Genomic DNA, 13,476 nt, shown 5'->3' with positions numbered 1-13,476 from the left:
ATGGACTTGTTCACACCCGTCACTCTCGGAGATCTCGAGCTCGCCAACCGGGTCGTCATGGCCCCGCTGACCCGGCTGCGGTCCGGACCGTCCGGTGTTCCCGGCGACCTGGTGGTCGAGCACTACCGGCAGCGGGCGAGCGTCGGGCTGATCATCACCGAAGGCACCTACCTGAACCACGAGTCGCAGGCCTTCGTCGGCCAGCCGGGAATCGTCACCGATGCGCAGGTGGCCGGGTGGCGACGGGTGGCCGAGGCGGTGCACGCCCGCGGCGGCCGCATCGTGATGCAGGTGATGCACGGCGGACGTGTGACCCACCCCGACGTGAACGGCGGCCGGCGGGTCGTCGCTCCGAGCGCGATCGCGATCGACGGCGTGGGGCACACCGAGAAGGGCAAGCAGCCGTATCCGGTACCGCACGCGCTGAGCGCCGACGAAGCGCGGGGGATCGTCGAGGAGTTCGTCGCCGCGGCGCGCCGGGCGATCGAGGCCGGGCTGGACGGCGTGGAGATCCACAGCGCCAACGGCTACCTGCTGCACGAATTCCTATCGCCCGCCGCCAATCAGCGCACGGACGAGTACGGCGGCTCTCCGGAGAACCGGGCTCGCTTCGTCGTCGAGGTGGTCACGGCGGTGGCGTCGGCCATCGGACCCGGCCGGGTCGGACTGCGGATCTCGCCCGAGCACAACATCCAGGATGCCTACGAGACCGATCGCGACGACGTCCTCGCCACCTACGGCGCCCTCCTCGACCGGCTGCGTCCACTGGGCCTGGCATACCTCTCCGTGCTGCACAAGGATCCGGCCGGCGAGCTGGTGCAGGAGCTGCGCCGGCGGTTCGGCGGCAAGCTGATCGGCAACAGCGGCTTCGGCTCGCCGACCACCCGGGACGAAGCGGTGGAGCTGATCGAGGCCGCCCATGCCGACGCCGTGGCCGTGGGCCGGGCGGTCCTCGCCAACCCGGACCTGGTCGAGCGCTGGGCGGGGGAGCACCCGGAGAACCAGCCGCAGCCGTCGCTGTTCTACTCGTCAGGCGCCGAGGGCTACACCGACTACCCCTTCCTGCACGCGGGCTGAACACCGCGGCTCTGCCCGGCTCCGGCAGCCGGGCAGAGCCGGCCGGGTGGCCGCGCGCCTCGTGGTCACCTGCCGCCGACCAGGTCTCCGGCGCCGGGGTGCGTGCGATCCTCCCGCGCCTCGGACGACGTCGACTCGCGCCTCGATCCGATTCGGAGCATTCGGCTGCGGGGCCTACGTCGGTGCGCGATAGTCTGAGGCGGCAGTCGGGCGGGCGCCCGCGACGGACTCGGGAGTGGACGACACCGTGGGAGAATTGCAGCCCGGTTCCGTGTTCGCCGGGTACCGCATCGAACGCCGCCTCGCGACCGGGGGCATGGGCAGCGTCTACCTCGCGCGGCATCCCAATCTGCCACGTTTCGTCGCACTGAAGCTGCTCGACCTGTCGGCGACCGCGAACCCCGGCAACCGCAGCCGGTTCCTCCGGGAGGCCGACCACGTGGCGCGGCTCGAGCATCCCAACATCGTCACCGTGTACGACCGCGGCAACGTCGGCGACCAGTTGTGGATTGCGATGCAGTACGTGGACGGCACCGATGCGGTGGGTGCGCTGCGAGAGGGTCCGATGCGTCCGGCGCGCGCCGTGCACATCGTGTCCGAGACCGCTCGGGCACTCGATCACGCGCACGCGCACGGTGTGCTGCACCGCGACGTCAAGCCCGCGAACATCCTGCTCGCCACGAGTAGTGGCAGTGAACCCGAGCGCGTCCTGCTCGCGGACTTCGGGATCGCCAAGGGTCTCGGCAGCACGGCGGTCACCGAGACCGGCATCCTCGTCGCCAGCCTGCAGTACGCCTCCCCGGAACAGATCGAGGGACGGCCGCCCGGCCCTCGCACCGACGTCTACGCCCTGGGCTGCACGCTCTATCAGCTGCTCACGACCCGGCCCCCCTTCCCGGGAACCGAGGCGGCGCATCTGGTTCACGCACATCTGCACTTGCCCCCGCCGCGTCCCACCGTGGCGCGGCCGGAGCTGCCACCCGCGCTCGACACCGTGATTGCCCGTGCGATGGCCAAGCGACCCGAGGACCGCTTCCACACGTGCGGCGCGCTGGCCGCCGCGGCGCGCGCCGCTCTCGACGAGCCGGTCACCGAGCCGACGCGGACGGTCGCCGCCGCATCGACCCCCGCCCCGCTGCATTCCGGGCCCACCGCCGCGTCCGAACCTCCGACGGCGCGTTCCCGGCGGCCGTTGTTCGTGCTGCTGGGCGTGGTGGCGGCTGTCGCGCTGGCCGGGGCACTGACCGGGATTCTGCTCGCCCGCGACGGCTCACCGGACGCAGACGTACGGGCCGGCGTCTCGGCCACCGGACAGGCCGCCACTCCCGGGCCGGCCACGCCTCCGTCCGCGTCCGCTCCCACCGCGGCCGAAGTCACCGACCTCACGATCCCCTCCCTCGCACCGACGACCACCGCCGTGCCGCAGAGCCGCCCGGACCGCATCCCCGTCGCGCAGGCAGGTATCCGGGGCTTCGACGACGACATCGGGCCGCGCTGCAACGCTGCCGACGAGGCCGTCGCGGTGGCGCGCACCTCGGAGTCGCGGGTCCTGGTATGCCGCAACGGGTTCGACGACCTGTACTACAAGGGTCTACGGCTCAGCGACGGCGCCGACATCGAGCTGGCCGATGCCGTCCCGGATGCCACCGGATTCACGGTCGTGTCGGGACCCGTGCGGTACACGTTCGACCGGAACGAACTGCTGATCATCGAGAACGGAACGGTCACCACCCGCGAACAGGTGCTCCAGTTCTGGTCGGCGTATCCCTGACGGTCGCCCGGGACGACGGGATCGGCACGAGCCGGGCGCCCCCCGCCGGTGACGCCCTCGGGCGCCGGGCCGACCCTCGCCGCTCGCAGAGTGCGAGATCCCGGTGTGGCAGTCTGAATCGATGCGAGTGGCAGTGGTTGCCGGGCCGGACGCCGGGCATGCGATCCCCGCGATAGCCCTGAGCCTGCGGCTGGCCGAGGCGGGCGACGACCCGGTCCTGTTCACCGGCGAGCGGTGGCTGGGCCTGGACCTCGACGGCGTGACCCTCGCGCCGCTCGCCGGCCTGGCGCCGCGTCCGGAGGACGACGACGCCGATGCCGGTGCCCGCATCCATGCCCGCGCCGCGCACATCGCGTCGGAGATGCTGCCCGGGCTCAGCGCCCTGCTGCCCGACCTCGTCGTCTCCGACGTCCTCACCGCCGGCGGCGGCATGGCCGCGGAACGTCTCGGCATCCCCTGGGTGGAGTTGTCGCCCCATCCGCTGTATCTGCCCTCGCGAGGGTTGCCGCCCGTCGGCAGCGGTCTCGCCCCCGGCACCGGCCTGCGCGGCCGGGCGCGGGACGCGGTGCTGCGGGCGGCGACCGCCCGCTCGATCCGGCAGGGGGAGCGCGAACGGGCGCAGGCCCGCGTCGGGATCGGTCTGGCCGCGCGGGACCCGGGGCCGGCAGCCCGGCTCGTCGCCACCCTGCCGGCCCTCGAGGTGCCGCGACCGGACTGGCCCGTGCAGGCGCACGTCGTGGGCCCGCTGCTGTGGGAACCCACCCGCGAGGTCCTGGAGCCGCCCTCCGGTGACGGACCTCTGGTGATGGTGGCGCCGTCCACCGCGGCCACCGGGGTGCCCGGCCTGCTCGACGCCGTGTGCACGGGTCTCGGCGGCTCCGGGATTCGGATCGTCGTCGCGATGCTCGAACCGCCCGAGCGGACCTGGCCGGACGGTGTCGTGGCGGGGCACGGCCGGCAGGATCTGCTGCTCGAGCAGGCCGACGTGGTGGTGTGCGGCGGCGGGCACGGGATGCTCGCCAAGGCGCTGGGTTCCGGGGTGCCCGCGGTGGTGGTGCCGGGCGGCGGCGACCAGTGGGAACTGGCCAATCGGGCCGCCCGGCAGGGCAGTGCGGTCGTCGTGCGGCCGCTCGACCCCGGCGCGCTGCGGGCGGCCGTGGACACCGTGCTGGCCGAGCCGCGCTTCGCCCGGGCGGCACGCCTGGCCGCCGCGACGGCAGCGCAGGTCGAGGACCCGGTGAAGGTCTGCCGCGGCGTCGTGCGGTCGGCGCGGTGACGCGTGGGTGTTTGTGAGGTGCGCGCGGTGACATGGGCGCGGGGCCGTGGGCGCTGCGCCGGGGCAGGTGCCGGAAGCGACTACCGTGGCACAGGTGCGATTGACCGAATTCCACGAGTGTGTCCGCAACGAGTTCGGGCAGATGCGTGGCGATGCCCTGCTCCGTGACCACGTACTGCTCTCCCTCGGCGGGTGTACCGCGGCCGAGGCCATCGAGGCCGGGCAGGAACCTCGCGAGGTGTGGCGGGCCCTGTGCGACGAATTCGACGTCCCGCCCGCGCGGCGGTGAACCGCACCGTTCCGTTCGAACAATTGTTCGCCTATGCTGGGGCGCGGGTGGTGGAGAAGTAGTCCACAGGCGTCCGATTCATCCACAGATCCGGCCGCTCGCCGGTCGGGACGGCGAACTTGTCGGTGCCGGACTCTAACGTCATCGGCAAGTAAGACGAGACTCGAAAAGGGGACCACGATGGCACCACAGGCACACGATCGCGACAAGGCGCTCGAACTGGCGCTCGCGCAGATCGACAAGAGCTTCGGCAAGGGCTCGGTGATGCGCCTGGGGGAGGAGTCCCGCCAGCCCATCGCCGTGATCCCGACCGGCTCGATCGCACTCGACGTCGCGCTCGGCATCGGTGGCCTCCCGCGCGGACGGGTCGTCGAGATCTACGGCCCGGAATCCTCGGGTAAGACGACGGTCGCGCTGCACGCGGTCGCCAACGCCCAGGCCGCCGGCGGCATCGCCGCCTTCATCGACGCCGAGCACGCTCTCGATCCGGAGTACGCCCGTAAGCTCGGCGTCGACACCGACGCCCTGCTCGTATCGCAGCCGGATACCGGTGAGCAGGCACTCGAGATCGCGGACATGCTGATCCGTTCCGGCGCACTCGACATCATCGTGGTCGACTCGGTGGCGGCGCTGGTGCCACGCGCCGAGATCGAGGGCGAGATGGGCGACAGCCACGTCGGCCTGCAGGCCCGGTTGATGAGCCAGGCGCTGCGCAAGATGACCGGCGCGCTCAACAACTCCGGCACCACCGCGATCTTCATCAACCAGCTGCGCGAGAAGATCGGCGTCATGTTCGGCTCGCCCGAAACGACCACCGGCGGTAAGGCTCTGAAGTTCTACGCCTCGGTGCGACTGGACGTGCGGCGCATCGAGACCCTCAAGGACGGCTCCGACGCGGTGGGCAACCGCACCCGCGTCAAGGTCGTCAAGAACAAGGTGTCGCCGCCCTTCAAGCAGGCCGAGTTCGACATCCTCTACGGCCAGGGCATCAGCAAGGAGGGCTCGCTCATCGACATGGGCGTCGAGCAGGGCTTCATCCGCAAGTCCGGCTCCTGGTACACCTACGAGGGCGACCAGCTCGGTCAGGGCAAGGAGAACGCCCGCAAGTTCCTGCTGGAGAACACCGACATCCGGGACGAGATCGAGAAGAAGATCAAGGAGAAGCTCGGTATCGGGGCGGACGTCACCGCCGAGCCCGCCGACGAGCCCGCCGACTTCTGAGTCGGGCATTGGACGGCGACTCCCGTCGCGGTGACCGGCGCGGCGGCGACCGGCCCGGTGGCGGAACGGAGGCACAGGCCAAAGACCTGTGCCTCCGTCTGCTGACCGACCGGGCTCGCAGCCGCGCCGAACTCGCCGCGAAACTCGAACAGAAGGGTTTCGCCGCGGACGTCGCCGAGCGGACCCTCGACCGGTTGACGGAGGTCGGTCTCGTCGACGACGCCGAGTTCGCCCAGCAGTGGGTGCGCTCGCGCCACCTGTACGCCGGGAAGGGCAAACGCGCCCTGGCCCTGGAACTGCGCCGCAAGGGAATCGGGCAGTTCGAGGCCGCGGAGGCGCTCGAGCAGATCGACGGCGACGACGAACGCGCCCGCGCCATCGAACTGGTGCGCAAGAAGCTGCGCACCCAACCTCCGCTGCCCACGGCGGGCGACCGGCGCGAGATCGCCGCGGAGCGGGACAGGGTAGTGCGACGGCTGGTCGGCATGCTCGCCCGCCGGGGGTACCCGCAGGGCCTGGCCTTCGAGGTGGTGCGCAACGAACTCGCCGGGCACGATCCCGGGCCCGGCGAGTTCGCCACCGACTGACGCGTTACCGGCGCTTGTCGTGCTCGCCGGTGATGTCCACCCCGGGCACGGTCATGCCGGACAGGACGTTGTCGGGCGCGTTCTCGTCGGCCTCCGGCATGGCGGCCCGGTTCTTGCGCCCGGTCCGCAGGCGACGCTCGAGCCGGGTCGCGAGGACCGTCAACGCGCCGTTGAGCACGATCATGATCGCGGCCACCACGAGCAGCGACGGCAGGTAGTTGCCGAAGAACGCGCCGAGCTGCTGACCGGACCGCACGACTTCGACGTAGCCGATGAGATAACCGAGTGCGGAGTCCTTCAGGGCCACCACCATCTGCGAGACGATCGCCGGCAGCATCGCGGTGACGGCCTGCGGTAGCAGGATCAGACGCATGATCTGGCTCTTGCGCATGCCCAGCGCCGCGGCGGCCTCGGTCTGCCCGCGGGGCAGGGACCGGATGCCGGCACGCACGATCTCGGCGATCACCGAGCCGTTGTAGAGGGTCAGACCGGTGACCACCGCAGCCAGTGCCAGATACTTCGACTGGAAGACCTGGTACTCGGCGAACAGCTGGTAGGCGAAGATCATCAGGATCAGCACCGGGATGGCCCGGAACAGTTCGACGACGAACCCGCACACCGCGCGCACGGGCCGGTGATCGGAGAGCCGGCCGATCCCCAGTGCGGCCCCGAGGATCAGGGCGAGCACGATCGATATCGCCGCGGCGACGAGGGTGCCGCGGATGCCGGGGATCAGGTACGTGGTCCACGAACTCGATTCGAGGAACGGGTCCCACTTCTCGCTGGTGAGCTGCCCCTTCTCGTCGAGAGCCCGGTAGACGAAGTAGCCGACGGCGACGAGCAGCACGGCCACCGCCGCCGAGGCGATGTGGTAGAGGGTTCGCGCCCGGGGACCGGGAGCGTCGTAGAGGACGGTTGCGCGGCCGGTGCTCACCGGGACACCTCGAATCGCGTGCTCAGCCAGCCGAACAGCAGGCCCGTGGGCAGGGTCAGGATCACGAAGCCGAGGGCGAAGATACCGCCGATGAGGAAGATCTGCGCCTCGTTCTCGATCATGGTCTTCATCAGCAGGGAGGCCTCCGAGACGCCGATGACGGACGCGATCGTCGAATTCTTGGTCAAGGCGATCAGCACGCTACCGAGAGGGGCGATCACCGCACGAAACGCCTGGGGCAACACGATCAGGCGCAGATTCTGGCCGAAGGTCAACCCGAGGGAACGGCCCGCCTCGGCCTGCCCCACGTTCACGGTATTGATGCCCGAGCGCAGCGACTCGCAGACGAACGCCGCGGTGTACACGCTCAATCCCAGCACGGCGAGCCGGAAATTGTTGTCCACCAGGAAGGTCGGCGACGACTGCGGCGCCAGGCTGATGCCGAGCGTCTGCGACAAACCGAAGAGACAGAAGATGATGATCAGCGTCAGGGGGGTGTTGCGGAAGATCCCCACGTACACGGTGCCGACCGCCCGCGCCACCGGCACGGGGGACACGCGCATCCCGGCGAGGATCGTTCCGAGGATCAGCGCGCCGATCGCCGAGAGCACCGTCAACTGCACGGTGGTCCAGAAGGCGTCGATCAACTCGTCGCCGTACTTGCTCAACAGATCCACAGGTCAACTCCACCGATGGGGGACTGGGATCCGGCCGGCCCGCGACGAGTCGTCGCACGGGCCGGCCGGACGGCATGGGACGGTCAGTAGCGGTCGACCTGCGGCGGCTCCGGCAACGGGTAGCCGGACGGACCGACCGTGGACTCGAGGGCCGCCTGCCAGGCACCGCTCGCGATCATCTCTTCGATCGCGTCGTTGAGCTGATTGCGGGACTCGGTGTCACCCTTGGCCAGGCCGATGCCGTAGCGCTCCTCCGTGAACGGCTCGCCCACGACCTTCAGCTGGCCCGGGTACTGAGCCGCGTAACCGGCGAGGATGATGTCGTCGGTGGTCACGGCGTCGACCGCGCCGTTGCGCAGCGCCTCCACGCAAGCGGAGTACGTGTCGAACTCCTGCAACTGCACATCCTGCGCGTAGGTGTCCTTGACGTTCTGTGCGGGCGTGGAACCGGCCACCGAGCACAGCCGCTTACCACCGCTGAGCGACTCCGGTCCGGTGATGTCGGTGTTGTCGGCCCGCACGAGCAGCGACTGGCCCGCGATGAAGTACGGCCCGGCGAAGTCGACCTTCTCCTTGCGCGCGTCGGTGATCGAGTAGGTGGCGACGATGTAGTCGACCTCACCGTTCTCGATGAGGGTCTCGCGCTGCGGCGACGGAGCCTCCTTGAACTCGATGTTCTCCGGCGCCACCCCCAGCTGCTGCCCGACGTACTTCGCGACCTCGACATCGAACCCGCTGAAGGTGCCGTCGGGGTTGCGCAACCCGAGTCCGGGCTGGTCGAACTTGATGCCGACGACGAGGGAGCCGCTCTCGGCGGACTGCGACACACTGCGCTGCTCGTCTCCGCCACACGCGGTGGCGAGCACAGCGACGGCTACAGCGCCGATGCCCAGGCGAACCGAGCGGGTGATTCTCATCGAGTACCTCCGTGTTGTGGGTGGTGCCGCCCCGGATCGGGTGCGGCGGCGACGCCGGGTCAGTGACTGAGGATCTTGCCGAGGAAATCCTGGGCGCGGGCGGACTTGGGTGCGGTGAAGAACGTGTCGGGATCGGTGTCCTCGACGATCTGCCCGTCCGCCATGAACAGCACGCGGTTGCCGGCCTTGCGGGCGAAACCCATCTCGTGGGTGACGACGAGCATCGTCATGCCCTCCCGGGCCAGCGACGTCATGACGTCGAGCACCTCCTGGACCATCTCGGGATCCAGCGCCGACGTCGGTTCGTCGAACAGCATGACCTTCGGGCTCATCGCCAGGGCCCGCGCGATCGCGACGCGCTGCTGCTGCCCGCCCGAGAGCTGGGCGGGATATTTCTCCGCCTGGTTGGCGATTCCGACACGGTCGAGAAGCTGCAGGGCCTGCTCCTTGGCATCGTTCTTGCCCTTGCGTCGCACCTTCACGGGGGCGAGCATGACGTTCTCGAGGATCGTCTTGTGCGCGAACAGGTTGAACGACTGGAACACCATGCCCACGTCGGCTCGCAGCGCCGCGAGCGCCTTGCCTTCCGCGGGAAGTACCTTCCCGTCCACCCGGATCTCGCCCGAGTCGATCGGCTCGAGCCGGTTGATGGTCCGGCACAGGGTGGACTTGCCCGACCCGGACGGCCCGACCACGATCACGACCTGCCCCGCAGGTACCTCCAGATTGATGTCCTGCAGCACGTGCAGGGCTCCGAAGTGCTTCTGCACCTCCGACATCGAGATCATCGGGGGTGCGCCGCCCGCCGAGCCGGAGGGCTTCTCGGATTCGACCGCCGCTGGTGTCATGGACAGAACCCTATGCTGCCCGTGCCGCCGTGCAGCAACTTTCGGAAGCCGAGTTCGGACTGCGTAATGGAAAATTTACGGTCGGCGCCGAAAGGCCGGAGCCGGTTCGCCCCGCGGCGACCGGCGATGGACTAAGTTGTTTCCCTTGGCGTTGTTTCCCTCGGCCCATTTCGGGCCCGGCCCGGCCCGTGAGCTAGGCTGAGACGTGTCATCGATCGACCGTGAACCCAGCGCCCCGGCCGCCCTCGACGCGACCGTCGAGGCCGGCGCCCGCACCTACGAGGTGCGCACCTATGGCTGCCAGATGAACGTGCACGACTCCGAGCGCCTGTCCGGCTTGCTCGAGGACTCCGGATTCGTCAAGGCCGGGCCGGGTGCGGCCGCCGACCTCGTGGTCTTCAACACCTGCGCGGTACGTGAGAATGCCGACAACAAGCTCTACGGCAACCTGAGCCATCTGCGGCCGGTCAAGGACGCCAATCCGAACATGCAGATCGCCGTCGGCGGGTGCCTCGCCCAGAAGGACCGCGAGGTCGTCGTGAAGAGGGCGCCGTGGGTCGACGTCGTGTTCGGCACGCACAACATCGGCAGTCTGCCGGCACTGCTCGACCGTGCCCGGCACAACCGCCGCGCCGAAGTGGAGATCCTCGAATCCCTCGAGGCGTTCCCCTCGACCCTGCCCGCCCGACGCGAGTCCAGCTACGCCGGGTGGGTGTCGATCTCCGTCGGCTGCAACAACACCTGCACCTTCTGCATCGTCCCGTCGCTGCGTGGCAAGGAGGTGGACCGCCGGCCCGGTGACATCCTCGCCGAGGTCCGTGCGCTCGTCGACGAAGGTGTGCTCGAGGTGACTCTGCTCGGGCAGAACGTCAACTCCTACGGCCGCTCGTTCGCGGACCCCGAACAGCCCCGTGACCGCGGCGCGTTCGCCGCGCTGCTGCGCGCGTGCGGCGACATCGAGGGCCTCGAACGGGTCCGGTTCACCTCCCCGCACCCCGCGGAGTTCACCGACGACGTCATCGAGGCGATGGCCGAGACCCCCAACGTGTGCCCGCAGCTGCACATGCCGCTGCAGTCGGGTTCGGACCGCGTCCTGCGCGCAATGCGACGGTCGTACCGCAAGGAGCGGTTCCTCGGGATCATCGAGAAGGTGCGTGCGGTGATGCCGCACGCGGCGATCACCACCGACATCATCGTCGGATTCCCCGGCGAGACCGAGGACGACTTCCAGGAAACCCTCGACGTCGTCGAGAAGGCCCGATTCACCAGCGCCTTCACGTTCCAGTACTCCAAGCGCCCCGGCACCCCCGCCGCGGAGATGGACGGCCAGCTGCCCAAGGCCGTGGTCCAGGAACGGTACGAACGGCTCATCGCTCTGCAGGAGCGGATCACCCTCGAGGGAAACCGCGCACTCGTGGGTACGGAGGTCGAACTGCTCGTCGCCGCCGGGGAAGGCCGCAAGGACGCCGAGACCGCCCGCATGAGCGGTCGCGCCCGTGACGGCCGGCTCGTACACTTCCGGCCCGCGGGGAACGTCGACCGTGCGGTCCGCCCCGGGGACATCGTCACCGTCGTCGTCAGCGACGCGGCTCCCCATCATCTCGTCGCGGACACCCCGATCCTGACCCACCGGCGCACCCGCGCGGGCGACCGGTTCGAGCAGGGCCGCACACCCAAGACACCGCCCATCGGTGTCGGGCTCGGCCTCCCGCAGATCGGTGCGCCCGAACCGCTGCCGGCCCCGACGGGATGCGGCGCATGACGGCGGGCGGCCCCGACGAGGGTAGAACCCCCGGCGACGGCGCCGGGAACGACGGAAGGGATCCGATGGACGAAGTCCGTGCCGACCTCGAAGCGGCCGAACGCAAGATCGCCGGTGAGATCGACCCGGGCGCCCGGGCGCTCGTCGTCGCGGTCGCGGTGCTCGTGCTGCTCGGCTCGTTCAGCCTGCCCCACGCCGGGGCAGCGAACGCGTGGGAGGTGCTGTCCTTCGCCCCCGATGCGACCGCCGAGTCCATCGCCCTGCCGTCCCGCATCTTCGTGTGGCTCGCCCTGGTCTTCGGCGCGATCTTCGCCATCCTGGCGCTCGTCACCCGCCGATGGGTGCTGGCGTGGCTGGCGCTGGCCGGCTCCGCGGTGTCGATCGTGTTCGGCATGCTCTCGATCTGGACGAGGCAGACCCTGCCCGTCGGCGACCAGGGAGCAGGACCGGGCATCGGGCTGATCCTGGGCTGGTTCGCCCTCATGGTGCTCACCTTCCACTGGGCGAAGGTGGTGTGGACGCGCACTTCGCTCCAGCTCGCCGCCGAGGCGGAACTGCGTGACGCGGCGGCCCGGCAGGAGAACAAGGGCCTGCTCGACGACTGACCGTCCCCCGGCATCCGACGGTGCCCCGGCTCGAACGAGCCGGGGCACCGTCGTGTCCGGGGTTCAGTCGTGTCCGGGGTTCACCGCTCCCCGACGGCGCCCTCCGCGGCGTCGGCCCATTCCCGCCACTGCTGCGCCTGCGCGAGCGCGCTCTCGGCGTCCTTCGGGCGGCCCGCCGCGGTGGCCTTGGCCGCCTGCTCCTCGAACTGGCGCACACGCTCCCGGAACTGGGCGGCCCGGGCCAGTGCCTCCGGGTCGGTACGCCGCCACTCGGACTCGGCGGCCTCGCGGACCCGCTTCTCGATCGCCCGCAGCCGGCCCTCGAGGTCGTGCATGCGTTCCCGCGGGACCTTGCCGATCTCCTCCCACCGGTCCTGCAGTTCGCGAAGCCGGGCCCGGGCGGCGTCGATGTCCGCCGACGGATCGATCGACGCCGCCGACTGCAGCAGCGCCTCCTTCGCCCGTGCGTTCTCCTCGAACTCGGCGTCCCGCTCCGAGGCGGCGGCGTTGCGGGCGGCGAAGAACACGTCCTGGGCGCCCTTGAACCGCTTCCACAGCTGATCGTCGGCCTCGCGCGGGGCGCGGCCGGCCGCCTTCCACTCCGACAGCAGTTCACGGAAGGCGGCCGCCGTCGCGCCCCAGTCCGTCGAGTCCTGCAGTTCCTCGGCCCGCGCCACGAGTTCCTCCTTGCGGGTCCGGGCCGCGGCACGCTCACGGTCCAGTTCGGCGAAGTGCGCGCCCCGCCGGCGGTTGAACGCCTCCCGGGCCTTCGAATAGCGCCGCCACAGGGCGTCGTCGACCTTGCGGTCCACGCCGCGGATCGTCTTCCACTCCTCGAGGATTTCGCGCAACCGGTCACCGGCGGCCTTCCACTGCGTCGACTCGGCGCCGATCTGCTCGGCCTCCGCCGCGAGCGCCTCCTTACGGGCGGTGGCCGCTGCCCGCTGATGCTCCTTCTCCTGCTTCGCGGCGACGGCCGCCTTCTCGGAGTCCGCCACGATCGCCGCAAGCCGTGCGGCGAGGGTGTCGAGGTCACCGATCACGGCGGCGGTGGGAAGGGACTCGGCGAGCGACTGGGCGGCCGCCCGGGTCTTCTTCGCATCGCCGGTGCCCGAGCTCAGACGCGACTCGAGGATCGCCACCTCGGTCGCAAGGTCGTCGTACCGGCGGCCGAAGTGAGCCAGACCTTCGGCGGCGTCGCCCGCCTGCCAGGACCCGATGCACCGCTCGCCCTCGGCGGTCTTCACCCACGCCGTGCCGTCCTCGTCGACGCGGCCCCACCGGCTCGGATCGCTGGCCGGAACGGTGGGCTGCGGGTGGGGATGAGCGGCCGGGTGTGGTTTGGGAGCGGAGGTCTCGGCGGCCGGCCGCTGCCGACCCGGTTTGGGGGCGCCCGGCTTCGGAGCGCGGGATTCCTGGGTTGCGTTCGGGTCGGTCATCGGTCCTCATCTCTGCCGCGCGGCACGGCTGCCTGGTCGCACTGGTTCGCTTGGTCGGGCCGCGGAGGTCGCT

13 protein-coding genes are annotated in these 13,476 nt (G+C 70.4%); 8 read left to right on the top strand and 5 right to left on the bottom strand.

All coding sequences use genetic code 11. The features are described from left to right. From QYS60_RS10150 to recX, 6 genes are all read left to right on the top strand, one after another. Complete coding sequence (locus QYS60_RS10150; RefSeq protein ID WP_003935637.1) at positions 1–1,077, top strand: alkene reductase; 1,077 nt, start codon at positions 1–3, stop codon at positions 1,075–1,077. Between the two features lie 235 nt (positions 1,078–1,312). Next, entirely contained in the window at positions 1,313–2,848 is a 1,536-nt protein-coding gene (locus QYS60_RS10145) for a protein kinase (protein ID WP_371383049.1), read from the top strand. Positions 2,849–2,969: 121 nt separating this feature from the next. Further along, the gene (locus QYS60_RS10140) at positions 2,970–4,124 is read left to right on the top strand and encodes a glycosyltransferase (RefSeq protein ID WP_371383048.1); all 1,155 of its coding nucleotides are present in this window, start codon (positions 2,970–2,972) and stop codon (positions 4,122–4,124) included. Positions 4,125–4,218: 94 nt separating this feature from the next. Then, positions 4,219–4,413, top strand: coding sequence for a DUF3046 domain-containing protein (locus QYS60_RS10135; RefSeq protein WP_054373281.1), 195 nt, complete (start codon positions 4,219–4,221; stop codon positions 4,411–4,413). A 180-nt stretch (positions 4,414–4,593) separates the two neighbouring features. Then, entirely contained in the window at positions 4,594–5,634 is a 1,041-nt protein-coding gene (gene recA, locus QYS60_RS10130) for a recombinase RecA (protein ID WP_003935633.1), read from the top strand. An 8-nt stretch (positions 5,635–5,642) separates the two neighbouring features. Further along, positions 5,643–6,221: a recombination regulator RecX gene (recX, locus tag QYS60_RS10125; protein WP_371383047.1), complete on the top strand. Its 579-nt coding sequence runs from the start codon at positions 5,643–5,645 to the stop codon at positions 6,219–6,221. 4 nt (positions 6,222–6,225) lie between these two features. Here the strand turns inward: recX and QYS60_RS10120 are convergent, their stop codons facing one another. The 4 genes from QYS60_RS10120 to QYS60_RS10105 all read right to left on the bottom strand — a co-directional run bounded on the left by QYS60_RS10120 (position 6,226) and on the right by QYS60_RS10105 (position 9,537). Further along, positions 6,226–7,155 (bottom strand): amino acid ABC transporter permease, encoded by a 930-nt coding sequence (locus QYS60_RS10120; protein WP_003935631.1) that lies wholly within the window; start codon positions 7,153–7,155, stop codon positions 6,226–6,228. Then, on the bottom strand, positions 7,152–7,832 hold the full coding sequence (locus QYS60_RS10115) for an amino acid ABC transporter permease (RefSeq protein WP_003935630.1): 681 nt from the start codon (positions 7,830–7,832) through the stop codon (positions 7,152–7,154). The genes QYS60_RS10120 and QYS60_RS10115 overlap by 4 nt, the downstream gene beginning before the upstream one ends. Before the next feature lie 83 nt (positions 7,833–7,915). Continuing rightward, a complete protein-coding gene (locus QYS60_RS10110; RefSeq protein ID WP_003935629.1) occupies positions 7,916–8,749 on the bottom strand; it encodes a glutamate ABC transporter substrate-binding protein in 834 nt (277 codons plus the stop codon). A gap of 59 nt (positions 8,750–8,808) precedes the next feature. Further along, positions 8,809–9,537 carry an amino acid ABC transporter ATP-binding protein gene (locus QYS60_RS10105; protein WP_203011861.1) on the bottom strand — a complete coding sequence of 243 codons (729 nt, stop codon included), beginning with the start codon at positions 9,535–9,537 and terminating at the stop codon, positions 8,809–8,811. Positions 9,538–9,811: 274 nt separating this feature from the next. Here QYS60_RS10105 and miaB point away from each other — a divergent pair, with 274 nt between their 5' ends. Together miaB and QYS60_RS10095 are read left to right on the top strand one after the other, a co-directional pair. Then, positions 9,812–11,359 (top strand): tRNA (N6-isopentenyl adenosine(37)-C2)-methylthiotransferase MiaB, encoded by a 1,548-nt coding sequence (miaB, locus tag QYS60_RS10100; RefSeq protein ID WP_371383160.1) that lies wholly within the window; start codon positions 9,812–9,814, stop codon positions 11,357–11,359. Then, positions 11,356–11,964: a hypothetical protein gene (locus tag QYS60_RS10095; protein WP_040781726.1), complete on the top strand. Its 609-nt coding sequence runs from the start codon at positions 11,356–11,358 to the stop codon at positions 11,962–11,964. The genes miaB and QYS60_RS10095 overlap by 4 nt, the downstream gene beginning before the upstream one ends. An 80-nt stretch (positions 11,965–12,044) precedes the next feature. Here QYS60_RS10095 and QYS60_RS10090 read toward each other — a convergent pair whose 3' ends face one another. Continuing rightward, on the bottom strand, positions 12,045–13,403 hold the full coding sequence (locus QYS60_RS10090) for a DUF349 domain-containing protein (RefSeq protein WP_203011744.1): 1,359 nt from the start codon (positions 13,401–13,403) through the stop codon (positions 12,045–12,047). Positions 13,404–13,476: the final 73 nt, after the last annotated feature.

It is taken from the genome of Rhodococcus sp. GXMU-t2271, assembly GCF_041414735.1.
Taxonomy (GTDB): Bacteria; Actinomycetota; Actinomycetes; order Mycobacteriales; family Mycobacteriaceae; genus Rhodococcus; species Rhodococcus indonesiensis.
This window is presented reverse-complemented; position numbering and strand designations above follow the sequence as displayed.